The 23,335-nt window shown below is 58.4% G+C and carries 16 protein-coding genes and 2 pseudogenes; 9 read left to right on the top strand and 9 right to left on the bottom strand.

The annotated features are described in order from the left end of the window. Positions 1–72 precede the first annotated feature (72 nt). From LU682_RS02880 to LU682_RS02850, 7 genes and pseudogenes are all read left to right on the top strand, one after another. Positions 73–531 carry a GNAT family N-acetyltransferase gene (locus LU682_RS02880; RefSeq protein ID WP_003255360.1) on the top strand — a complete coding sequence of 153 codons (459 nt, stop codon included), beginning with the start codon at positions 73–75 and terminating at the stop codon, positions 529–531. A gap of 217 nt (positions 532–748) precedes the next feature. Then, complete coding sequence (locus tag LU682_RS02875; protein WP_003255361.1) at positions 749–1,396, top strand: DedA family protein; 648 nt, start codon at positions 749–751, stop codon at positions 1,394–1,396. Between the two features lie 20 nt (positions 1,397–1,416). Further along, positions 1,417–2,232: a M90 family metallopeptidase gene (locus LU682_RS02870; RefSeq protein WP_010951819.1), complete on the top strand. Its 816-nt coding sequence runs from the start codon at positions 1,417–1,419 to the stop codon at positions 2,230–2,232. Between the two features lie 92 nt (positions 2,233–2,324). Beyond that, positions 2,325–2,852, top strand: a complete 528-nt coding sequence (gene ppa, locus LU682_RS02865) for an inorganic diphosphatase (RefSeq protein WP_003255365.1) — start codon at positions 2,325–2,327, stop codon at positions 2,850–2,852. Positions 2,853–3,034: 182 nt separating this feature from the next. After that, a complete protein-coding gene (locus tag LU682_RS02860) occupies positions 3,035–3,736 on the top strand; it encodes a LexA family transcriptional regulator (RefSeq protein WP_049587189.1) in 702 nt (233 codons plus the stop codon). A gap of 383 nt (positions 3,737–4,119) precedes the next feature. Next, entirely contained in the window at positions 4,120–5,349 is a 1,230-nt protein-coding gene (locus tag LU682_RS02855) for a tyrosine-type recombinase/integrase (protein WP_203479766.1), read from the top strand. A 1,028-nt stretch (positions 5,350–6,377) separates the two neighbouring features. Beyond that, positions 6,378–6,922 (top strand): annotated as a pseudogene (locus LU682_RS02850) (integrase domain-containing protein); the annotation flags it as partial. A gap of 162 nt (positions 6,923–7,084) precedes the next feature. Here the strand turns inward: LU682_RS02850 and LU682_RS02845 are convergent. Then, on the bottom strand, positions 7,085–7,774 hold the full coding sequence (locus tag LU682_RS02845) for an isochorismatase family protein (protein WP_032903729.1): 690 nt from the start codon (positions 7,772–7,774) through the stop codon (positions 7,085–7,087). Positions 7,775–7,897: 123 nt separating this feature from the next. On the opposite strand from LU682_RS02845, the gene LU682_RS02840 reads away from it, so the two are divergent. Beyond that, the gene (locus LU682_RS02840; protein WP_203479765.1) at positions 7,898–8,797 is read left to right on the top strand and encodes a LysR family transcriptional regulator; all 900 of its coding nucleotides are present in this window, start codon (positions 7,898–7,900) and stop codon (positions 8,795–8,797) included. Here the strand turns inward: LU682_RS02840 and LU682_RS02835 are convergent. The 8 genes from LU682_RS02835 to codB form a co-directional block, all read right to left on the bottom strand. Then, a complete protein-coding gene (locus LU682_RS02835) occupies positions 8,794–10,335 on the bottom strand; it encodes an NCS1 family transporter (RefSeq protein ID WP_232857445.1) in 1,542 nt (513 codons plus the stop codon). The two genes, LU682_RS02840 and LU682_RS02835, sit on opposite strands and share 4 nt — an antisense overlap. A 153-nt stretch (positions 10,336–10,488) precedes the next feature. Next, complete coding sequence (locus LU682_RS02830) at positions 10,489–12,258, bottom strand: hydantoinase B/oxoprolinase family protein (RefSeq protein ID WP_203479764.1); 1,770 nt, start codon at positions 12,256–12,258, stop codon at positions 10,489–10,491. A gap of 17 nt (positions 12,259–12,275) precedes the next feature. Continuing rightward, a complete protein-coding gene (locus tag LU682_RS02825) occupies positions 12,276–14,366 on the bottom strand; it encodes a hydantoinase/oxoprolinase family protein (protein WP_203479763.1) in 2,091 nt (696 codons plus the stop codon). A gap of 102 nt (positions 14,367–14,468) precedes the next feature. Beyond that, complete coding sequence (locus LU682_RS02820; protein WP_203479762.1) at positions 14,469–15,803, bottom strand: MFS transporter; 1,335 nt, start codon at positions 15,801–15,803, stop codon at positions 14,469–14,471. A gap of 161 nt (positions 15,804–15,964) precedes the next feature. Then, positions 15,965–17,167 carry a beta-ketoacyl synthase N-terminal-like domain-containing protein gene (locus LU682_RS02815; RefSeq protein ID WP_232857448.1) on the bottom strand — a complete coding sequence of 401 codons (1,203 nt, stop codon included), beginning with the start codon at positions 17,165–17,167 and terminating at the stop codon, positions 15,965–15,967. A 315-nt stretch (positions 17,168–17,482) separates the two neighbouring features. Beyond that, positions 17,483–18,727, bottom strand: a complete 1,245-nt coding sequence (codA, locus tag LU682_RS02810; RefSeq protein WP_232857446.1) for a cytosine deaminase — start codon at positions 18,725–18,727, stop codon at positions 17,483–17,485. Continuing rightward, the gene (locus LU682_RS02805; protein WP_203479759.1) at positions 18,724–19,947 is read right to left on the bottom strand and encodes a PucR family transcriptional regulator; all 1,224 of its coding nucleotides are present in this window, start codon (positions 19,945–19,947) and stop codon (positions 18,724–18,726) included. The genes codA and LU682_RS02805 overlap by 4 nt, the downstream gene beginning before the upstream one ends. Further along, positions 19,944–21,209 carry a cytosine permease gene (codB, locus tag LU682_RS02800; RefSeq protein ID WP_203479758.1) on the bottom strand — a complete coding sequence of 422 codons (1,266 nt, stop codon included), beginning with the start codon at positions 21,207–21,209 and terminating at the stop codon, positions 19,944–19,946. The genes LU682_RS02805 and codB overlap by 4 nt, the downstream gene beginning before the upstream one ends. A gap of 593 nt (positions 21,210–21,802) precedes the next feature. Between codB and LU682_RS02795 the strand changes: the two are divergent. After that, positions 21,803–23,060: pseudogene (locus LU682_RS02795) on the top strand (tyrosine-type recombinase/integrase). The last annotated feature ends 275 nt before the right edge of the window (positions 23,061–23,335 follow it).

Below are 23,335 nucleotides of genomic sequence, written 5' to 3'. Positions count from 1 at the left end.
GTGCATTGGGCAGCATGCCCTTGAACGCTGCTGGCATTCCGCTGTTTCCCAAATGGACTCTGAGGGCCGCACATGCGCATCATCAAAGCAACCCTGGAACACCTCGACCTGCTCACCCCGTTGTTCGTCAAATACCGTGAGTTCTACGGGCAACTGCCCTACCCCGACAGCTCGCGCAGTTTTTTGGAAAAGCGCCTGAAGCGGGACGAATCGGTGATTTACCTGGCACTTCCGGATGATGACGACGGCAAACTGCTGGGCTTTTGCCAGCTGTACCCGAGCTACTCGTCGCTGTCGTTGAAGCGGGTATGGATTCTCAACGATATCTATGTAGCCGAGGACTCCCGGCGCATGCTGGTCGCCGACCACCTGATTCGCGAAGCGAAGAAAATGGCCAAGGAGACCAATGCCGTGCGCATGCGCGTGTCAACCAGCGCGAACAATGAAGTGGCGCACAAGACTTACGAATCCATCGGGTTTCGTGAGGATACCGAGTTCAAGAGCTACATCCTGCCAATCAGCCAGGATTGACTGGCACCGCCCGCTTCCACAAGCAAGGTAGTGATCCTTGTGGGAGCGGGCGTGCCCGCGAAGCGGTTGGCAAAGGAATACCCCTCTACCGTAACCCCCCGCTACAAACTCTCCGGGCATGTTCCTGACTTAGCCGTATAATGGCTCACCTGTCATGTGTGAAAATTTACCCTCCCCCCGGTAACCAAGCCTACGCCCAAGAACACAGGTGCTGTACATGGATTTCAACCCGCTGGACCTTATCCTGCATCTCGATGCCTACCTCGATCTGCTGGTCACCAATTACGGTCCCTGGATCTACGCCATCCTGTTCACCGTGATCTTCTGCGAAACCGGCCTGGTAGTGATGCCATTCCTGCCGGGCGACTCGTTGCTGTTCATCGCCGGCGCCGTTGCGGCGGGTGGCGGCATGGACCCGGTACTGCTGGCCGGCCTGCTGATGGCCGCTGCAATCCTGGGCGACAGCACCAATTACGTGATAGGCCGAACAGCCGGCGAGCGCTTGTTCAACAACCCCAACTCCAAGATCTTCCGCCGCGACTACCTGCAACGTACCCACGATTTCTATGAACGCCATGGCGGCAAGACCGTGACCATGGCGCGCTTCCTGCCCATCTTGCGCACCTTCGCACCGTTCGTCGCGGGCATTGCCCACATGCACTACCCACGCTTCCTCGGCTTCAGCGTTGCCGGTTCGCTGCTTTGGGTCGGCGGCCTGGTCACCTTGGGCTACTTCTTCGGCAACGTGCCATTCATCAAGCAGCACCTGTCGCTGATGGTGGTGGGCATCATCATCCTGTCGCTGGTGCCGATGATTCTCGGCTTGCTGCGTGGGCGCCTGGGCCGTACGGCCAAGGCTCACTGAACAGGTAAAGAACGAACGGCATGTGGTCATTCAGCGCCTGGCGGCGCAAGCGTACTCTGGCGCGTTACCCGATCACGCCACAGCAATGGCAGGCCGTACGCGAGCGGCTGCCAATGCTGGACGGCATCAGCGACGCTGAAGACCGCTGGCTGCGCGAAGCCTGCATCCTGTTCCTGCTCGACAAGCACCTCACCTGCCTGCCCGGTGTCGAGCTGGACGACGAGCAGCGCCTAATGCTGGCCGCCCAGGCACAGTTACCGCTGCTTCACCTGGGTGAGCTGAACTGGTACCAAGGCTTCCACGAAATCATCCTGTACCCCGACGACTTCAAGAGCCCCCAGCGCCACCGCGATGCCAGTGGCGTGGAGCATGTGTGGGACGGCGAACACAGCGGCGAAGCCTGGCAACAGGGGCCGATCATCCTGGCCTGGAACGGCGTGCAGGCCAGTGGTGGCTGGGAGGCTTACAACCTGGTCATCCATGAGCTGGCGCACAAGCTCGACATGCTCAACGGCGATGCCAACGGCCTGCCACCGCTGCACAGCGGCATGCCCGTTGATGAGTGGGCGAGCGCCATGCAGCAGGCGTACGACGACCTCAACCAGCAACTGGACGCCAACCCCGACGCCGAAACTGCCATCGACCCCTATGCTGCGGAAAACCCGGCAGAGTTCTTTGCCGTTACCAGCGAGTACTTCTTTAGTGCCCCTGACCTGCTTCATCAGGCTTATCCAAAGGTCTACCACCAGTTGTCGCTGTTCTACCGGCAAGACCCGCTGGCGCGCCTGTGCCGGCTGCAGGCGGAACACCCCGAGTACCGCGAAAGCCACGCCTGACGGGCCCGCACATCAGGCCAAGCGTGGCGTGCCCCGGCAGAATGTGCCTATAATCGCCGCCACTTTTTGGTCAAACACGGGGGCACTGCCCAATGAGCTACAGCAAGATTCCGGCGGGCAAAGACCTGCCGAACGACATCTACGTCGCCATCGAGATCCCGGCCAACCACGCGCCGATCAAATACGAAATCGACAAGGACAGCGACACGCTGTTCGTCGACCGTTTCATGGCTACCCCAATGTTCTACCCAGCCAACTATGGCTTCATCCCGAACACCCTGGCTGACGACGGTGACCCGCTGGACGTGCTGGTGGTTACCCCTTACCCAGTGGCCCCAGGCTCGGTTATCCGCGCCCGTCCGGTTGGCGTGCTGAACATGACCGACGACGGTGGCGGCGACGCCAAGGTCATCGCTGTTCCTCACGACAAGCTGTCGCAGCTGTACGTTGACGTCAAGGAATACACCGACCTGCCAGCCCTGCTGATCCAGCAGATCGAGCACTTCTTTGCCAACTACAAAGATCTCGAGAAGGGCAAGTGGGTCAAGATCGAAGGCTGGGAAGGCGCCGACGCCGCCCGTGCCGCGATCACCAAATCGGTCGCTGCCTACAAGGGCTGATTTCGACTGCAGGGAAACCCCGCTTTGGCGGGGTTTTTCATGCCTGAATGGAACGCGCTCACTGCTGGGAACAAATCCTACACAGTCCTACACCAGCATCCTACAAACAGCCTCTTTTCGTACAAATCCCGTCAACACCCGGTTCATTTCCTTACTGGCAACCCGCCGCTACACTCGCCGCCATGAACACTTCCGGCGACCGCCTCAGAGCCCTGCTCCACGAATGTGGCCTGACCCCTTCCGATTTCGCCGCCCAGCGCAGCGTCACAGCACAGCACGTCAACAACTGGTTCAAACGCGGTGTGCCTTTGGCCCGACTGGACGAACTGGCCGATCTGTTCTGTGTGCACCGGCGTTGGCTGCGCACCGGTGAAGGCCCCAAACACCCCAATCCACTCCTGCGCAACGGCCGTCCACGGCCAGCGCCCGCCAACCCGCTTACCCCGCTGTCGGAACATCGTGGCCGGGTATTGAAGGTGCCCTACTACGAAGTGCGCAACGGCTTGCTGTCGCCGGTGGGCAGCAAGCACCTGCGCTTGCCGGCAAAAGCCCTGAAGGGCTTGGGTGTGCAAGCCGGCAACGCAATCTGCCTGGCAATGCCGGCCAGCAACATGCTCCCGCTGATTCCGCTGCAAGCTACCCTGGCCATCGACCTGGGCATGACCCAGGTGGTCGAGGGCGAAACCTATGCCCTGCTGCAAAACGGCATGCTCAGGGTAAACAACCTCAGTCTTGGCCCGCACGACACCCTGTACCTGCACAGCCATGACCGGCGCAACTACACGGTCGAACGCTACACCGCTGCTCAGCGTCAGGCGCAGGGCCTGGAAATTCTTGGCTGGGTGTTCCACTGGTCACATTTCCGCCAGCAGCGGCCCAGTTGAAGCACTCTGGGCAATTTTTTGCTGGGCATCCTGCGCCCGCCCTTGTATGCTACGCCGCACATTAAGCCCCGACCGGCGCGAGCCGCGTTCCAGAGGGCTCGGCGATATCCCACACGGGCATCTGCCATCTCTTTCAGGCCCTTGATGGCCACACAGTTAAGGCGATTGCGGCTTACCATAAATTAGTCGGAAGCGTCCCCGAGAAGCCGGCCACAAGCCGGCTTTTTAATGCTCTACTGAAAGCCATTCTCATCCACTAAAACCCTCTGCAACCTTGCTAGATCAAGGGTTTCAGCCTATTTTTGTTCCAGCGACTTCTTTTTTAATCCACCGGCTTCCACGACAAAGTGGGGGATCAAATGGGGGATTGGAGAGCGAAAATCATGGGAAAGCTGACCGCAAAACTAGTCGAAAATTTGGCTGAACCCGGCACCTATGAAGACGGTGATGGATTACGCCTGGTCGTGACCTCCACTGGCCGGAAAAATTGGGTGCTGAGATTTCAGCTCCACGGCAAACGCAGGGAGATGGGCCTTGGCGGGTATCCTAGTCTCGATCTGAAAAAAGCACGTGCTGCGGCATTCGAAAATCGCATTCAGGTCCTGAAAGGCGATGACCCACTCGCCAAGCGACAAGCTGAGCAGGCCGCCCAGAAAGAAGCTGAACGCCGTGAACAAGCGAAGCAGATTACCTTCGAAACACTAGCCAACGACTACCGTGATGCCCACGGCTCAAGTTGGTCGGAGAAGTGGCGCAAAGGCTGGCTTCGCAAGTTGGAACTCTATGCCTTTCCCTATTTAGGGAAACTTTCAGCTGATGACATCGAGACCAAGCAGGTTCTCAAAACTTTGCAGCCGATCTGGTCGACCAAAACACGCACGGCAGATGAGGTGCGCGGGCAGATTGAACAGATTCTAGATGCCGCCAGATCGAGAGGGCTGCGGGTCGGTGAAAATCCGGCTCGCTGGCGTGGCCATCTGGAAAATCTGCTGAGCCGCCAGGAAAAGAAGAAAGCTCGCAAGCGTATTCACCACCCTGCCCTCGCATGGCAGGATCTACCAGAACTCATGCAGGCACTACGTAACCTCCCCTCCGCCGTATCGATAGCCGCTCAATTCTTAATCCTTACCGGCGCCCGTAGCCACATGGTGAGATTTGCTCAATGGGACGAGTTCGATCTGGAATCAGGCCGATGGTCCTTGCCCGCAGAGCGGATGAAAACGCGCGAGCCATTCGCTATCCCCCTCGCCCCTGAGGTCGTCGTGCTGGTGAAAACCCTGCCGCGAATTCGAGTACGAAGCCCCTACCTCTTTCCTGGTAACGGCCGTAGCGGCGTGATGCACGCTAACGGCATTCGCAGTCTGCTGCACGAATTGGGCTATGAGCACATCACTCGCCATGGTTTCCGCTCGACATTTCGAGACTGGGCCGGAGAGACAACGGCCTTCCCACGCGAGATCTGTGAACTTGCCCTCGCTCACGACGAACGAGGGGAAACTGAAAGCGCGTATTCCCGATCAGACTATTTCGACAAGCGAAGAGAGTTGATGAACGCTTGGGCGAAATATGCCACATCGCAGCCCAAGCAAAAGCCAGGCGATGCTGACACTTGAGTGTTTGGTGAGCTAATCGGTTTGGATAGCCACATCCGCCCTGCTGGCGACAGCGGCGACACCGGCGACAACCCGCGTAACAAAAGGCCTGCAGCATGGCGACAGAGGTGGCGACTGTCGCCATTGCAGGCTTCGCTCTTGGAGTTTTTTCGGCCAAGCCCATGCGAGCGGGAAGGCTCCGCATTCCCACTCGTATGGGCTCACATTAAAAACCGACGAACGACCACCCGGCCATGGAAAACCACCGGCCTCCAAGGTCTTCCAACGCTACCGATTGGCGCAAGACCCGCCCCCAAAATACGGTTGACCGCGATCAGAGCAAGCGTTACACCAGAGCCTTACAAGCGCTGTCCTCGACAGCACCCAGGTAGCCAGAACCTTTGAGGCTACGCCATTAACATGGTGGTTCTCTCCAGTGCGGTTAGCGTCCGTCGACTCGCACGATCACTACCCATGTGATGGATGCCCACTTCTCCCAGAGTGCCCATTGCGGCAACTCATACCCGTTCATTGCTGTTCTTCTGCAGCAACCTATCCGCTTGGCCATTTCACTGCGCCAACCTGCGCCCGTCTCTTTCCCCCCCGAAAGAGACGGGCGCATCTCACACCGCTGCAGCCCTATTCGTACGGGCCTTTGCGGCTTTCCCCCTCGTGACAATCGGCGTGACAAACACCGAATGCTCACTCGCCACAGCGATGCCGATGATGGTGCCGCAGCCCACTGAATGGACTGCACCTGACTGACAGTCAGGCATGCCCTGGTCATCGCATCGCTGCCTTCACCCGACTCAGGATCTCGCGGCACCGGTCTCGTCAGCCAGTGCAGCTTCCACCCGCCCACCGCTATCGGTGTTCAGGAGGCCAGATCATGAGATGCCCAAGCTCTCGGTCGTAAGGAGCCGTCAGTCCCGCGTCAATGGACACCCCTCACAGGTCGCAGGGGCCTTGATCCCTGATAACACTCAGCATTCTTGGCGGGATGACGTGAGGAAGGTTTTAAAAGTTTTGGTTTCGAGAAAAGTTCGATCATGGCATTGGTCGGTAGACGGGATGGGCGCAATTTTGGCTATGGCCGGCAATTGAGCTATGCCGGGCCGCAAGCGCTGAAAGATCTGTTTGGCGGAGGGCATTACGGGACGGTCATAGCGCACAGTGATCGCTGGCAGGCGTTTGTTCAGTGGTGTCGGTCGGAGGATGGACCAGGATTTAACGATGCGCGGAAGATTAATTGGCAGACCTTGCTGGACTACGCCGGACATCTGCGCCAACAAGTTGAACGAGGTGAACTGGCCATCGCGACTGCGCAAAACCGGTTGTCCAGTGTAAATCGGACCATGGCCGCGCTTCGCGGTGATCAGTATGTGAAAGCGCCGAGCCCGAGTAAGGCGCTAGGAATGCAGCGCACCAGTGTTCGTCGCTCGGTGCCGCAAGGCCAAGACCGCGAACACGTGAAGCGGGTCGTAGACGTGCTCTCCGGACATCAGCAGTCGCGTGCGGCGGCCATCGCGCAGTTGGCACGCGCCTGCGCGAGGCGATCCTGGCTGACCTGCCACGCCTAAAACGCGAAGCTGAACACCAAGAACTGGCTGTGTAATGGACTGAAAAACAAAACCCCGGAGGTTGGCCCGGCCGGGGGTTTTATAGATGCCTGACATTGGATAAAGGTAAGAAAGCTCCCCCCTAGTGCTGGCTATGAAAGGCCGAATCCGACTGCGTAAGACGATAAAGTCCAGACTTATTTCTGGCCAGCGGTGGCAAGGTAGTCGAGGCACGTGTCTACCGTTTCCACATCGGCAAACTTGGCGTCGATGTCAAACAGGTTCCAGGCCACGGCACCCGGTACACGGTCACCAATGCATTCTTTTACCGCGATGGTGCGGAACCCTTCCGCCAGGCCGTCGCACAATGTTGTCCGAACACAAGCCGAAGCGGTCACACCGGTGACCAGGATAGTGTCGACACCAGCCGAACGCAGATAGCCAGCCAGCGAGGTACCGCTGAAAGAGCTGGCGCGCTTTTTCAGCAGGACGAATTCGCCATCGATCGGCGCGATGCGCGAGTCGATGGCCCAGAGATTCTCATCACTCTGATTAACCACATCCACCGGGATCTTGTTGTGCCATTGGCCCATGTCGGTGTTGGGGTCATTGCGATCGGTATTCTGGTAGCAGGTGGTCACATGCACGATTGGAAACTTGTTGGCGCGGAACGCTTTCATCAGGCGCTGCACGCCAGGGATGATTTCGTCATCGATTTTGTCACAGGTGAACGGGTTACCCGGACGGGTCCATGCGTTTGCCAGATCGACGTTGATCAGTGCCGGGCGTTTGCCAAAACCGATACGGCGCTGAAAGCCTCTCTCCTTGTACAGCTTGGTGGATTCTTCAAAAGCGCGCTCAAGCATGGCCATCAGTTCTTGCGACATAAGTAAGTCTCTCCGCTGCTTTAGGAAAAAGGTCGGCATTTAAGGTTTGCCTTGACCTGGGACTCACGATAATCTGCGGCATAAATTACATCCAATTCATTATTTGGCATTATTGATACCAATATGAGCATTAATGTCCGTTTCGATCTTAAGCAGATGAAAGCCTTCGTAGCGGTCGCGGAACACCTGCATTTCAAACGTGCGGCGGACGTGTTGTTCATCACTCAACCGGCGTTGAGCCGCCTGATCAAAGGGCTGGAAGAAGAGTTGGGCGCGGAGTTGTTCAAACGCACCACCCGGCAGGTAGCGCTCACGGAAGCGGGTCGTCTGTTCCTGCAGGAATGCAATCAGGCGTTCCGGCATATCGAACGTGGTGTCGATTTAGCACACAGCGCAGCGGCTGGTGACATTGGCCAACTGACAGTCGCCTACAACGATTTTGCAATCAATGGCGCTTTACCCGGCATTCTTGAGCGCTTCAAGGAGCTGCATCCGGACGTCACCGTAGAGTTGCTCTACATGCCGTCCCACGAGCAGTACAAAGCCATAAATGACTTACTGATCGACGTCGGTTTCCTGTTGGGCCCGGTGTCCGTGGCAGGGATTGACTCGCTGCCCGTGGCCGAAGAAAGAATGGTGGTCATTCTTCCTGCACGGCACCCGTTGGCCGGACATGCCAGCCTGCGGGTCGAACAACTCAAGGACGAGCGTTTTATTTTCGGTGCGCAAAGCGGCTGGAGCCTGTTCCGCGAACAGTCATTCCAACTGTGCCAGCGCTTTGGATTTACGCCGAACATCATCCAGGAAGCGACCACCAGCATCGGCATCTTTGGCCTGGTCGCCGCCAACATGGGAGTGTCCATTTACTCGGAATGCGCCTACAAAATCCAGCGCGAAGGCGTGATCATCGTCCCGTTGGCGAATGACCACCCGCGGGTGCAAACCATCGCAGCCTGGAACGAGGATTACGAAACCCCGACGGCACGACGGTTCAAGGCATTACTGCGAGACGTGACCGCCTAGGCGGCTGGACTTTGCGATCCCGACACGCCGGTCTCAGTCGGGTTGTTGACCGCCGTGCGGTGAAAGCTGTCGGTGTGCCGATCATAGCTCCAGTTCATCCCGACGCTGGTCGCCAGCAGATCATCACTGTCGGGCCTGAGCAATTCGAGTTGCGGATAGCGCTTGACCACCCAGTACTTCATTAACACGGCGTAAATCACCAAGCCGCCGATAAAGCCAGTCACAAACGCCCAATCCCCGGAAAAAAACGCTAATGCGCTGGAAATGCCCCATGCCAGCAACCCTGCCGGATTGAAGCCGCGCCAGTAGAAAAACTGCCCCTGCACTTCATAGAGTGCAGGAACGTTCAGGCGCCTGCATCTCAGCAAATAGTAGTCAGCGATCATGATGCCACCGATCGCCGATAGAAATGATCCATAGGAAAACAGGAAGGCAAACAGATTATCTAGGATGGCCCAAGGCATGGAAAGCGTGCCAATGATGCCGGCGATCACCACGGCCACGGGGTATTTCACATACGGCGCGCCCGCGTTGACGAAGGTCAGTGCCGCCGGAATCAGATTGGCCGCCGTGTTGGTTGACCACTGTGCCAAAACGACCAGCAGCATCAGTACGATCAGACTGATACCCGTGCTTTGCGCCTGGATAACATTGATCGGGTTCCAGTCGCCAGCCGCGATGAACGATACCGCGCCGATCAGGGCAATCCAGGTCTGGGTCAATGGCAACGCGAGCAACTGGGCGAGCAGCACATGTTTATTGCGCTTGAAAAAACGCCGGGAATCCAAGGGTGTCTTGAGATAGCGCGTGATGTTCGGAATATCGATGGCCAGGGTTGACCAGAACGCCACGTTAGCCAGAAACAGCGTGGTCAATGTCAGTTGCCTGTCACCGACAAAGGTCCAGATATTCAAACCCTTGGTGGACGCGAGTACATCCAGGGTCAGGTACATCCATACCGAGATGGCGATGATCGCAGGCGCCGCAATCGAGGAAAGAAACTCCACGGCCTTGATACCCATCGCCGTGTTGATGATCTGCACCGTGGCAAAGATCACATACCAGAGAGGCCAATTGTCGAACCCCGTCAGGTATTCGATAATGCCGCTCAAGGCCAGCGCGCCGAGATAGGTCTGGATCCCGAACCAGATCGCCGCAATCACCCCTCTAAACAGCGAAGGGATATGCGTGCCGTAGATGCCGAAGGGTGCGCGTAAGTAAACCGCAAAGGACAGGCCATGCTCGGTGCCGATATCTGCCGTCAGCGTCATGAGCAAGGCCAGCATGAAGTTGGCCAGCAGAATGACCAGCACCACCTGGATCAGTGAGAGGCCGGAGACTCCAGTGGCGCCTAACTGAAAGGTCGCGATCATGAATGCGATACCGATCCATATCCAGGTGAACCCCAGCGTTCCGATCGAGCGTTGTTGCCGTTTGATCGGCAGAATCGCCGGCTCCAACAGGTTTTTGCGGGACACAGCAGCATGGCTGATCGGTGATGCCAAACCAGCCGCGGTTTCAGTTGCATTGGCGGTCATTGAAACTACCTCTCCGTGAGTTCTAGGCGCACAGCGGTGCTGGCCTCGTCGAAAGAGACCAGGCCGTGCAGGGGGTCTTCAGGGAAAACTGCGCTGGGTCCGTTCGACCTCGCCCGGGCCAACGGGTTACCGGGCGAGTCGGGCTCTAGCGCCTCAAGCCGTGCGAGCCATCAGCTGTGCGCGTCGCTGTAGCGTGGCGTCGAGATCCAGTTGCACGTGCTGGTCGAGCACCACTCCGTAGACTTCATAGGCCTGTTCCAAGCTGCAGAAGTCGTCCAGTACGTCTTCCACCACTTGGTGTGCGCTGCGCTCGAGCGGGTTGCCATAGCCGCCGCCGCAGGGCGAGTAGTACGCCATGACGTCACCCGCCCGTGAGGTATGGCCGGAAAATTTCGAGGGCATCGAGACAATGTGGTCCGGGGTCGCGACATTATAAATTTCGGTCTTCCCGACCACCCCATCGCAGCCGCCAAAAATCCCCCAGGGCACGTCGAAATGGCGTTCGCTTTCGTGGGTGATAAAGCCGTCGGTCAACACCCGCTGAGCTTTCACCACGCCGATGCCACCACGGTATTTACCGGCGCCGGGCATGACGTCATCGCGCAACTCGTAGCGGTCGCAGATCATCGGCAAGTGCATACCCAAGTCTTCAATCGGATTGTTGCGCGTGTTGGCCATCAGGTTGTCGATGGCATCCGGGCCATCGGATTTCGGCCGCCCCCCATAAGCCCCTTCGTTAACCTCCAGAAACACCCAGTAATCGCCTCCGGGCTTGATACCGGAGTACGCGGCAAACGATATCGACGCCGAACTGCCCGCGATAATTCGTTCTGGCAGTACCGGTGCCAATGCCTTGATGATCAGGTCGATCATGCGGTTGCACTGGGTAAAACGCGCCTCTGCCGCCGCCGGAAAAATCGGGTTGAATATGCTGCCTAGCGGTGCGACGACATTAATCGGGCGGAATGAACCTTCGTTAGACGGAACCGGACTTTGCGTCGTGTAGGCATCAAGCAGAATCTTGCGAAACGCGGCAAACGCCGCCACTTTGCACGAGCCTTCGAACGGTACGTTGTAGGCGGTCAGCGTCTGCGGCGCCGAGCCCGTCAGGTCAACGATGACCGAGTCGCCTTGCACCTTGACCGTCACCACCACTGGCAAGCGTTGATCGCGATGGCGACCGTCGTCATCGAGAAAACCCTCGGCGCGATATTCGCCGTCCGGAATCTCCTGGATCTTCTGACGCATGATCGTTTCGGAGTAATCAATCAACTGGTTGATCGCGTCAAAGCTGAAATCCTTGCCATAACGCTGGAGCAATTCCTTGAACCGTTTTACCCCCAGTTGCGCCGACGCGACCTGGGCTTCGATATCACGAATCAACTGCGTGGAGGCGCGGCTGTTGTACTTGAACATCTGCACCAGCGCTTCGTTGCGAACGCCCTTCTCGTACAGTTTCAGGCCCGCCATCAGCATGCCCTCGGCGTAGACATCGCCGACATCGATGATCAGGCCCGGCGTCGCTGCGCCAATATCGATGTGGTGCGCGGTATTACCGGAAAAGCCCACCAGTTCACCGTCATGGAAGATCGGAATGATGATGGCCAGGTCAGGGCTGTGGCTGGAGCCGTGATAGGGATGGTTGTGCACGACCACATCGCCTTCATACCAGGCGCCGCCCTGCAGCGTGGCTTCGATACCGCGCAAGTACGCGGGGATCGAGCCGATGTGCATCGGCGTCGACTCGGATTCGCAGATGGTCTGGTAACGGGTATCGAACAAACCAGCCCCCATGTCCTGGGACTCGCGAATGATCGATGAAAAGGACATGCGGTACAGCACGTGACCCATCTCTTCGGCGATGGTTTTCAACGCACCATTGATAACTTGCAGGGTAATGGGGTCAACCTTTTGCTGGCTCATGGCTTGCTCCTCAATGATTACGAACGGGAAATGATCAGGTTGCCGTATGCACTCACTTTGGCGATCCAGCCGGGGGGCACCAAGGACGTAGAGTCGTGCTGCATCAGCATCGCCGGGCCTTCGATGTATTGCCCCGCGCGCAACTTGCTGCGGTCATAGCGTGGCGTCGGCAGACGCTGGCCGTCATCGAAACAGGTCGTGCGCTCATAGAGGAAAGCCTGCCGGGTGTCGCTGTCCTGCGCCTGCGGCAACGGTTGCCACTCCAGTTTTCGCGAATGCGAATGGCCTATCACCCGCAAGCTGACGACCTCGACCGTGGCGTCTTTAAAGCAGTAGCCGTAGTCTTTTTCGTGCTCGCGATGGAACTGCGCCATGACCTCCTCGATCGCCCCACGGTCGACAGCGCCGCTGGGTACCCGCGAGCGCAACTCGAAGCCTTGCCCGTCATAACGGCACTCGGCGATGCGTATCAGCTGCATGTCGGACTCGTTGACGCCATCGTTTTCCAGCTGCTTGCGAATGTCGGTTTCAAGCCCCTGCAACGCCTTATCGATGCGGCCCATGTTCAGCTCGCTGATGTCGTTCAGGTTGCACAGCAGCGACCTTAGCGCCTCGTATTGCAGATCGGTGGTCAGCAGCCCCGCGGCGGCGGTGATGCCTGGCGCCGGAGGAATCAGTACCGACTTGGCATTGACCTCGTCGGCCAGCGCCGGGCCATGCACGGGACCGGCGCCACCGAAAGGCATCAACACGAAATCACGCGGGTCGATCCCTTTGGCTACCGAGTTGGAACGTATTGCCAGGGCCATGTTGTTGTTAACTATCTTGAGGATCCCCAGCGCGGCCTGGTACACGTCCATCCCCAGCGGCTTGGCGATTTTTTCTTCAATGGCCTTGTAGGAAAGCGCGGGATCGACCTGCAGGTCGCCGCCGAGCATCTGGTCGGAATCAAGCCGTCCGAGGACGATGTTAGCGTCGGTGACCGTCGGCTCCACGCCGCCACGGTTGTAACACGCAGGCCCCGGATTGGAGCCCGCCGAGCGCGGACCGACCTGAAAGCCGCCGGCGGCATCGATGAACGCCACCGATCCGCCGCCGGCACCGATGGTGATGAGGTCGATCATCGGCACCAGCACCGGGTGCCCGGAGACGTAGGAGTCGCGGGGGTTCATGATTTTGATCTGGCCATCGACCAGCGTCGAAATGTCCGCCGAGGTTCCGCCGATGTCGACGGTGATGATATTGCGTTCGCCATCGAGGCTGGCGAAGTAGTGACCGCCCATGACCCCGCCGGCAGGGCCGGACATCAGGATATTGACCGGCCGTTCGCAACAGCTTTCCACGGTGGCCACGCCGCCATTGGATTGCATGATGCGCAGATCCGCGTGGATACCGTTTTCGCGCACCTGAGTCGACAAGTGGGTCAGGTAACTCGACGTCCGGGGTCCCACGTAAGCGTTCATCGCCGTGGTGGAAAAGCGCTCGTACTCGCGCATGACATCCACCACTTCGCTGGAGCAGCAGACGAACGCTCCTGGCATGACCTCCTGAACGATGGCCTTGGCCCGTAGCTCGTGGCTACGGTCGAGAAACGAGTACATGAAACCGATGATCACCGCTTCGACACCACGGACCTTGAGCGTCAGTGCTGCGTTGCGCACTTCCTCGTCGTCCAGTGGGGTCTGGATCTCGCCGTGGGGTGGAAGCACCCGTTCGTTGATCGCGATGCGGTTGCGCCGACGCACCAGCGGTGCACTCTGCCAAGGAACATCGAAGTGCAGGGAAAAGTTGAACGGTCGCTTGTGCCGTCCAATGTGCAGAATGTCGCGAAATCCCTTGGTCGTCAGCATCCCGACATTCGCACCATTGTGCTCGATGGAAATATTGGTCGCGACCGTGGTGCCATGAACGATTTGCTTGATCTCATCAGTACCAATATTTGCCTTGGCGCACAGTTCCAGGATTCCGCGCATCACGGCGATCGATTGATCCTCCACCGTCGTCGGGACCTTATGGGAGAAAATTTTCCGGCCGATCGAGTCTTGCTCGGTGGTCTCAAGAATCAAGTCTGTGTTGGTGCCGCCGACATCTACGCCAATGCGTGCCATACCCTGCTGCTCCTGCCTTATCGCGAGTGCCTCGAGCGTAGCGCCCGTTGCTGGTTCGCCAGTTGGTTTTTTTATGTCGCAAGTTCTTCGATGAGGTGCCGTTCAGTGCGCTGGCTTGAATCGGGCCCGTTGCTGCGTGGCATTCTCTTGCAGTGAACACCCGCAGGTTTCCGGCAGGGCAAGACCACCGGCCAAGGCGAAGATCGCAATACCGGCCAGGTAAAAAGCCGGTGCCATGGGGTTGCCGGACAGTTCGATCAGCCAGGTCGCCATGAACGGTGCCGTACCGCCAAACAGCGTGTAAGCCATGTTGTACGTGACGGCCGAGGCCGTGTAGCGGGCGTGCGTCGGGAACACTTCGGACAACAGCACGGCCGTGACGACACCGCACAACACCGCGCCTACCGCCAACAGCAGTGCACCCGCCAGCGCTGACGCAAAGAATCCTGAACCGGCGAGCAGGAAGGCTGGATAGATCGTCACCAGCAGCCATACGGCGGCGGTCAGCATGGTGCTGCGGCGGCCGACACGATCAGAATAGGCACCGGCGAACGGACACAGCGCAGCGGCGAATATCAGCGTGAGCACCGAAATCAACAGCGCTGTCGGCCGTGGCAGGTCGCCTTGCAGTTGCAGATAAGTGACGAAGTACGTGGTGCAAATATAGAAGGACAGCGCCGTCAGCGAGATGAACGCCCCCAGGCAGCCCATGGCGCCCGCCTGCTGGCGCAGCGTTTCTTTTAACGGTGCATGAACGCCGCGCTCGGTGGCGGCAATGGCCTTGAAGGCAGGTGTTTCGTCGAGTTGCCAGCGCAGGTACAGGCCCACCAGACCCAGTGGTGCAGCGATCAGAAAAGGAAGCCGCCAGCCCCAGCTCGCCATTTCTTCAGCGCTTAACAAGGTATTGAGCGCATATGTGACGATAGCGGCCGCCGCAAAGGAGGCAAAGGTCGACACTAGCGCCGCGCTGCCGTATTTGGCACGTTTGTCGGCGGGTGCGTGTTCGATCAGGTAAATGCATGCACCGGCATACTCTCCCCCGGCAGAAAAACCCTGAACGCAACGAATCAGGGTCAACAGCACCGGCGCCAATAAGCCAATGCTGGCGTAGGTGGGCAACAGGCCAATCAGGGTCGTCGCGCCCGCCATCAGCAAAATCGTCAATGACAACACTCGCCGCCGCCCAAGCCGGTCGCCCAGCATGCCGAAGACCAGGCCACCCAATGGCCGAAAGGCGAAGGCCACGGCGAATACCGCGAAGGTCTTTAACAGCGCGGTTGTGCTGTCGCCACTGGGGAAAAACACTTGCGCAATCGTGGTGGCGAGAAAGCCGTAGATTGCGAAGTCAAACCATTCGACAAAGTTGCCGATCGACGCGGCCCACACCACTTTTTTCAATGCCACCGGCGGCTGCGGCGTACAGGTATTAGTTGTCATATCCACCTCACTGTCAGTTGTTTAAACAAGCGATCGGCAGTTGCTAACTAAACAAAAAAGAGCTGGGTAAAGTCGGCCTCTGGCGGGCCGTAGTTGCCTTCAATCGGTGACATAAAGCAAATGCACGCGACGCTTTTCGTCCGGACCGGGTACGAACCAGGTCAAACCGGTGACGCGTCGAGCGCACGCTTGCTGAAAATCAGGCTGGCGTTTGCTCCGCCAAAGCCAAAACTGTTACTCATGACGCAGTTCACTGGCTGGTTCAAGCGCGTGTGGCGGATGATCGGCAATGCCTCGACTTCAGGGTCGAGTTGCTCAATGTTATGAGAGGCCGCCATAAACCCGTGCTGCATCATCAACAGCGAGTAAATGGCCTCATGCACACCCGCCGCACCGAGCGCATGCCCGGTCAACGACTTGGTCGAACTGAACGCAGGCAAGTGTCCATGGAAAGCGAGCGCAGCGGCACGCAGTTCGACCAGGTCGCCCGCCTGGGTGCTTGTCCCGTGGGTGTTTAGGTAATCGACCGACTCCGCGCAGGTGCTCAGCGCCGCCTGCATTGCCCTGAGCGCGCCGTCACCGCTGGGAGAAACCATGTCCTGACCATCGGATGCCGTGCCATAGCCAATCACTTCGGCGTAGATCGTCGCCCCTCGTTCGAGCGCATGGTCGAGTTCTTCGAGGACCAGCACGCCGCCACCGCCGCTGATAACAAAGCCATCGCGCGCGACATCGTAAGGGCGGCTGGCTTGGGTCGGAACATCGTTGTAGCTCGTGGAAAAAGCCCCCATCGCATCGAACATGCAACTCTGGCTGACATGCTCGGCCTCGGCCCCGCCGGCAAACACGACGTCCTGTTTGCCAAACTGAATCTGCTCAAACGCATGGCCGATGCAATGGGCGCTGGTTGCGCAGGCCGATGCGATGGAATAGTTGAGACCCTTGATCGCAAAGAAACTGGCCATGCACGCCGAGACGGTACTGGTCATGGTGCGAGGTACCCGGTAAGGACCGACTTTGCGAATGCTTTGGCCAAGCAGTTGGTTGGCTTCGACGATGTCCTGGCTGGACCCTCCTCCCGATCCCATTACACAACCCGTCCGAGGATTTGACACCTGCGAGGCGTCCAGCCCTGCGTCGGCAATGGCATCGCGCATCGCCAGGTAGGCGTAAGCAGCGGCATCACCCATGAAGCGGCGCTGGCGGCGGTCTATTTGCTCCAAATCCACGTCCAATCGGCCGCTGACATGGCTGCGCAGACCCGCTTGCGCATAGTCCGGATTGAAGCCGATCCCGGAGCGTCCTTCGCGCAACGCTTGCAAAACGTCCACCTGAGAGTTTCCCAGGCAGGAAACGATACCCATCCCGGTCACTACGACCCGACGTAACCCTGTGGTGTGCCTGGAGGCTTTATCAATCTGCAAGGCGTATCTCCCTTCTCTTTTCACCGCGTGAACAACGCTGTGATGTGCTCGAGTCTAATCGTGATGTTTAATTCTGATAATTCGTATGTCTGACAGCTTTATTACCAAAATAAGTATCAATACAACTTCGCTACCGCCCCGCTGCTTACAGCCTTGAACATCAGGGCTCGGGCATTGCCGATAGCAGCGCACGGGCATGGAAAGGGGGCCGCATGGCCCCCTCGAAAAACTGAATCCGGCCTGTTGCGCGTTGGCTTAACCGACAAACCGCTCCACACGTGCAGGACTGCGCTGCATCAGCACTTTGCCGTTTCGGATCGACATTAATACCTGGCCCTGGCTACGAATCATCTCGTAGTCGTCCGGCGCTGAAAGAATCAGCAAGTTGGCCGGGCGCCCTACTTCCAGACCGTAGCGCTCGCCCAGGTGCAAGGTTCGGGCGCTGTTGTCCGTAATCAGGTCCAGGGAACGCTTGAGGTCGTCGTAGCCGAGCATATGGCAAATGTGCAGGCCGGCTTCGAGGATGCGCAGGATGTTGCCATTACCCAGTGGATACCAAGGGTCGACGATGGAGTCCTGACCGAAGCAGATGTTCATCCCCGCCCGATCGATTTCAGCGACTCGGGTCAAGCCCCGGCGCTTGGGATAGCCGTCGAAACGACCTTGCAAATGAATGCTTTCAGTCGGGCACGAAATGAAATTGATCCGCGACCGTTTAAGCAGGCGGAACAGCTTGTAGCAATAGGCGTTGTCGTACGAGCCCATGGCCACGGTATGGCTGGCGGTGACCCGTTCGCCCATGCCGCGCACCCGCGCTTCTTCGGCAAGCACTTCGAGAAAGCGCGACTGCGGGTCATCGGTTTCGTCGCAATGCACGTCCACCAGGCAGCCCGTTCGTTCGGCCAGGTCCATCAGAAACTTCACCGAGGACTCGCCCTGCTCCCGGGTGTTCTCAAAGTGCGGAATGCCGCCCACGACGTCGGCACCCATGGCCACCGCCTCGGTCATCAAGGCGCGGCCGTCCTTGAAGGATTCAATGCCCTCCTGGGGAAAGGCGACAATCTGCAAGTCGATCAGGTGCCGGGTTTCCTCGCGAACCTCCAGCATGGACTTGAGCGCCGCCAGGGTCGGGTCGGTGATGTCGACATGGGTACGCACGTGCTGAATACCGTTATCGACCAGCATGTCGATGGTTTTGCGCGCACGAACCTTGGTGTCTTCGTGGGTGACCAACGCCTTGCGCTCGGCCCAGCGCTCAATGCCTTCGAACAGCGTGCCGCTCAGGTTCCAGTTCGGCTCGCCAGCCGTGAGCGCGGCATCCAGGTGAATGTGCGGCTCAACGAAGGGCGCCGTCACCAGGTTCTGCCCCGCGTCCAGATCCGTCGCATGGGTGGCTTGCATCACCTGCGTCTGGGCGACGATTGCCGCAATCTTCGGGCCATTGAGTTCGATGTGATACAAGCCGGTTTTACCACGCAGACGCGCGTTGATGATGTTCATGTTGACTCCTTGCTGGGGACTTCGGTCATGCGCCATACCAGCAGCGCGACCGATGCATTCATTCGAAAAAGGGGATCGTTCAGCGACTGTCCGCTCTGCTGTTCGATACGCTGGATACGTTGATTGATGGTGTTGCGATGGATGGCCAGGCGATTGGCCGCCCTGAGGGCATTGCCGTTTTCCTGGAGCAGCGCGTCGAGGGTTTCCAGCAGCGTGAACGGCTGCTTGCGGGACGGCTCGATCAAGGGGCCGAGCGTTTGCGTCACAAAGTGATCGATCACCGAACGGTCGCCGATGCCTTGCAACAGGAGCAACACCCCCAGCTCGCTGAAATCGCAAAAACCGCTCGCCGGGTGCAGGCTTTCCGCGACGTCCAAGGCCTGCCGTGCTTCATTCAAGGCCTGGCGGTAGTGCCCGCAATTCTCCACGCGGTTTGCCATGCCCATGTACAACGTCATGTCGCCGATCAGTGCGGTGAGTTCCCGGTACAGCCCCTGGAGATCGGCACGCAGGGTTTCCTGATCAGGCAACAGCATGATGAACAGGTCGCCCTGAAGGATCACCGGTAGCGTTTCTGACCTGATACGGCTCCATGCCTCCAGGTGGTCCTGACAGGCTTGGCGAGTGTGCTGCAACAGACGCTCAGCTTCGGTCGGCGGATGGCGCTCGAACAACACGCTCACCGAAGACAGACGCAGGGCTACCAGACGCCGCGGTCCATCGATCGGCAGTTGAACATGCTCGGCGCGCTGCTGCGCGATGGCCAGGCTGGGGTAGTCGCCGGTGAGCAACTGGCTGAGGATATCGTGCCGTGTACGCCTGGCCTGCGCCATATGCACCAGCGCCGTACCGATGGCATGGGTGACGATGACCATCTTCAGCAGGTAAGGCTGCTCGATCAACGGCAAGCCGTGGTGCTCTGCCCGTTCGATGACGGTCTGGGGGATGCGCTGGATGAACGCCCCCCCGGTGAGGATCACCAGACCGGCAATCCCCATGGCAATACCGTCCTCAATGACGCTCAGCAAGTTGGCCTCATCTCGCGCGTGATTGACGCCAGTGACAAACACCAGTTCGCCGCCCATGATCCACTCGGCGATACCCTCGTTCTCCGCCACGTATGGCCAGCGCACGGTGCGTTGCAGGTGCAGGTGACCGGCACGCACAATCAGTCCTTCCAGGCCCGGCAGCTTGAGGACTTCTCCGACCGTCAGACTCACAGTTCCCCCGGCGTGGTGCTGACCGCAGCGCGGCGACCGCTGAATTGAAGCAAACCGACGTAGCAAACGGCGGACACGACGATTCCCACCAGTGGGGCAACCCAGGGCGAGCAATAGGCAACCACCGCGCCGATGGCATAGGCCGAAAGACCGACGAAGTTGTAGCGCGGCAACCTGGCGCTGGCGAGCAGCGGGTATTGGCCACGATGGCGATACCAGAAATCGGCCATGATCACGCCGCCGACGGGAGGGATGATAGAGCCCAGCAGCACCAGAAATGGGATCAGCATCTCGTACATGCCACCGATGGCAAGCAGCACCCCGACGCCGGCAGCAGCCAGCGTCATCGTCCGGCGGCGCTCACTGCGCAGTAAGTGACACGCGGCAGCGGAGACGTTGTAGATCGTCGGCCCCTGAATCGTCCAGAGGTTCAGGCAGAGCATGATCACCGCTGCGAACGACAGGCCTTGCAGGATCATTACTTCGACGATATCGGCCTGTTGATAGACGATCGCACACCAGGCGCCCGCAACCACCATCAAGCCGTTGCCGAGCAAAAAGCTGACCACGCTCGCGATAATTGCCACACGGCCGGTACGCGATAGTCGTGTCCAGTTGGTGGCCTGAGTGGCACCGCTGGCGAAGGTACCAAACACCATCGTCACCGCCGCCGAAAACGTCATGGTTTCATGGGGGATGACGGCCGCGAGCGCCTGAAACCCGCCCACATCATGGGTGGCGATGTACATGGAGATCACCAGCAGGACGAACATCAACGGCACGGAAATCCGCGAGAGCAGGTCCAGGCCTTTGAAGCCGATGATGGCGGTGAGGCTGAAGCCAAAGCCGAACAGGATCATCAGCGGAATCGTCAGTCCGCCTGCCAGACCGAGCATCTTCACCAGCACGATCGCCACTGTTGCTGTCCCCCAGGCATACCAGCCCAGTTCGGCGAACCCCAATAGAAAATCGGAAAGTCGGCTGCCCACTTCGCCAAAGCAGAACCGTCCCATTAGCACGGTATTGAGGCCGCTACGGGAGGCGATAAAGGCAAGCGCCGCGGCGTAGAGTGCCAGCAAGCTGTTGCCGATGGCGGCGATCCATAACATGTCGACGAAGTTGAAAGCCAGCCCCAGCTTGCCACCGGCAAACATGGTGCCAGTGAAAAAAGTAAAACTGAACAGCACCATGGAAATGGACAATAACCCCTTGCGCGCTTCGCGCGGGGCTTCGGTCAACGGATAGTCGCCAGTTGCACTCATATGTTTTTCTCCAAATCGATAGCGGGTTGGCTAGGCTCACTTGTGTCAGAGCAATTACCAGGCCCGTTTTGGCGCCGCTTTGAAATTAAGAAAAAAGGGTGCGCGAACGACATAGGAGTATGTGCAGTAAGCACATTTTTATAGAGAATCTGGAGGATTTTGTGTGCCAGGCGCCCTGTTCTGTGGCGCCTGTGCACTATTCAGGTACGTAGATTAGGGGGACGTTGGGCGCTCGCTTGGACGTCAATGGCTGTCGTGCCGGAAGGGATACAGTCTGTTGCTGTCAACTGCCTATGCCCGCCTTCGTTAGAATTGCGTCTGGCAGCATTCGGCTGCTGCCGTGCTCATAGGGTATCGAAAGAATTTGCATAAAATACGGGCTTTATTAGGGATAATCGTGGGATATAAATTTTAGAAATCAGCATGATTTCATCATAAAACAGGCGCTTACTTTTCTATTGAGTCCAGGTCGTTGGAGCCATACAAGGTTCCAGAGAAGGCTTCTAAAATCTCTGAAACGCCCGAAAAACCCGCCTTATGGCGGGTTTTTTCGTTTTGGCGTAAAGGTCACTTCGATAAAAGGGAGTACCCTTATGTCGCGCACCACTGCTCCACTCTCCGATTCCGCTTGCCGTTCGGCCAAGCCCACAGACCGCGCCTACAAGCTTTTCGACGGCGACGGCCTTTACCTTCTAGTCCAACCCAATGGCCGCAAAGGCTGGCGGCTCAGATACGTCAAACCTGATGGACGCGAGGACCTCATTCGGTAACTACCCTGTCGTTGGCCTTGCCGATGTGCGCCGCAAGCGCTTGGAGGTCAAGCGAATGCTGGCGGATGGCATTGATCCCATAGGAGCCAAGAACCAAGCCAAGACGGAAGCCCTGATCAAAGGCCGCACCTTTGAAAGCGTTGCGCTGGACTGGCACACGGAAATGTCAGCCAAGTGGGCACCAGACTATTCCAAGACAGTGATGAGTCGCCTCAAAACCCACCTCTTCCCGCTGATCGGTGCCCGTGCCATTGTCGACCTAGACACCCACGACCTTATGCAGCCCTTGGAAGCGATCAAGAAGCGCGGAACGATAGACGTTGCTTTAAGGGTACAAAACTACCTGCAGAGCATCATGCGCAAGGCAAAGCGCCTCCGGCTTATCACCGTAAACCCTGCTTACGACCTCGAAGGCGCGATCAAAGCCCCGCGGGTCGTCCACCGCCCCGCTTTACCCTTATCGCGCTTGCCTGAATTGCAAGAACGGATCGACACCTATAACGGCCGCGCACTTACCCGGCTGACGGTCATGCTATCTCTGCATGTGTTTGTACGCTCCAGCGAGCTGCGCTTCGCCCGCTGGAGCGAGTTCGACCTCAAGCGTGGCGCCTGGGAGATACCCGACACGCGGCCAGCGCTGGAAGGCGTATCCTTTTCCACAAGGGGTACGAAGATGGCAGGTGATATCCATCTTGTACCCTTATCGCCGCAAGCGGTCGCCCTGCTTGAGCAGATCCGCGAAATCACAGGCAAATTTGACTTGGTCTTCGCAGGCGACACCAATTCTTGGAAACCGATGTCCGAAAACACTGTGAACAGCGCGCTTCGGAAGATGGGGTACGAGTCGGGCTTGTGGACGGATGCAGCCATCGAGCGGCAGATGAGCCACAAGGAACGCAACAACGTCCGAGCGGCCTACATCCACAAGGCCGAGTTCATCGAGGAGCGCAGGCTGATCATGAACTGGTGGAGTCGGTACCTTGAGGCTAATCAGCAGGAGCATGTCAGCCCACGCGAATTCGCCAATCAGACGGGTGCGAACGTCACTCGACTAAAAGCAAAACATGGCGCAACTGAGTAAGCGCTCGGTCTTCATATCTCGGTGATCCGCTTGTCCACGCGGGTCCATCCAAACAGGGCTGCAAAGCCGCCCTGCTTGGATGGACCTCACTTAAAAAATCTCAAAGCCCACGCAACCGTCTGCAGAAAACCACGGACTTCCAGAGGTGGATAATTTCATCCGCAGCCGCAGTGCTCTCGCAAATTCGAGCCTTGACCCTACCTATCCGCAGGCGTAGAAAAGATCGTGCAAGCGCTGTCGTTGACAGCAACCCAGGTAGCCAGAACCTTTAAGGC

This window comes from Pseudomonas alloputida (genome assembly GCF_021283545.2).
GTDB classification, from domain to species: Bacteria; Pseudomonadota; Gammaproteobacteria; order Pseudomonadales; family Pseudomonadaceae; genus Aquipseudomonas; species Aquipseudomonas alloputida.
This window is presented reverse-complemented; position numbering and strand designations above follow the sequence as displayed.

What these genes read in the sequence shown, in the direction of transcription:
- LU682_RS02880 (WP_003255360.1), top strand. Translation starts at nt 73, where the DNA reads ATGCGCATCATCAAAGCAACCCTGGAACACCTCGACCTGCTCACCCCG.
- LU682_RS02875 (WP_003255361.1), top strand. Translation starts at nt 749, where the DNA reads ATGGATTTCAACCCGCTGGACCTTATCCTGCATCTCGATGCCTACCTC.
- LU682_RS02870 (WP_010951819.1), top strand. Translation starts at nt 1,417, where the DNA reads ATGTGGTCATTCAGCGCCTGGCGGCGCAAGCGTACTCTGGCGCGTTAC.
- ppa (WP_003255365.1), top strand. Translation starts at nt 2,325, where the DNA reads ATGAGCTACAGCAAGATTCCGGCGGGCAAAGACCTGCCGAACGACATC.
- LU682_RS02860 (WP_049587189.1), top strand. Translation starts at nt 3,035, where the DNA reads ATGAACACTTCCGGCGACCGCCTCAGAGCCCTGCTCCACGAATGTGGC.
- LU682_RS02855 (WP_203479766.1), top strand. Translation starts at nt 4,120, where the DNA reads ATGGGAAAGCTGACCGCAAAACTAGTCGAAAATTTGGCTGAACCCGGC.
- LU682_RS02845 (WP_032903729.1), bottom strand. Translation starts at nt 7,774, where the DNA reads ATGTCGCAAGAACTGATGGCCATGCTTGAGCGCGCTTTTGAAGAATCC.
- LU682_RS02840 (WP_203479765.1), top strand. Translation starts at nt 7,898, where the DNA reads ATGAGCATTAATGTCCGTTTCGATCTTAAGCAGATGAAAGCCTTCGTA.
- LU682_RS02835 (WP_232857445.1), bottom strand. Translation starts at nt 10,335, where the DNA reads ATGACCGCCAATGCAACTGAAACCGCGGCTGGTTTGGCATCACCGATC.
- LU682_RS02830 (WP_203479764.1), bottom strand. Translation starts at nt 12,258, where the DNA reads ATGAGCCAGCAAAAGGTTGACCCCATTACCCTGCAAGTTATCAATGGT.
- LU682_RS02825 (WP_203479763.1), bottom strand. Translation starts at nt 14,366, where the DNA reads ATGGCACGCATTGGCGTAGATGTCGGCGGCACCAACACAGACTTGATT.
- LU682_RS02820 (WP_203479762.1), bottom strand. Translation starts at nt 15,803, where the DNA reads ATGACAACTAATACCTGTACGCCGCAGCCGCCGGTGGCATTGAAAAAA.
- LU682_RS02815 (WP_232857448.1), bottom strand. Translation starts at nt 17,167, where the DNA reads ATGGGTATCGTTTCCTGCCTGGGAAACTCTCAGGTGGACGTTTTGCAA.
- codA (WP_232857446.1), bottom strand. Translation starts at nt 18,727, where the DNA reads ATGAACATCATCAACGCGCGTCTGCGTGGTAAAACCGGCTTGTATCAC.
- codB (WP_203479758.1), bottom strand. Translation starts at nt 21,209, where the DNA reads ATGAGTGCAACTGGCGACTATCCGTTGACCGAAGCCCCGCGCGAAGCG.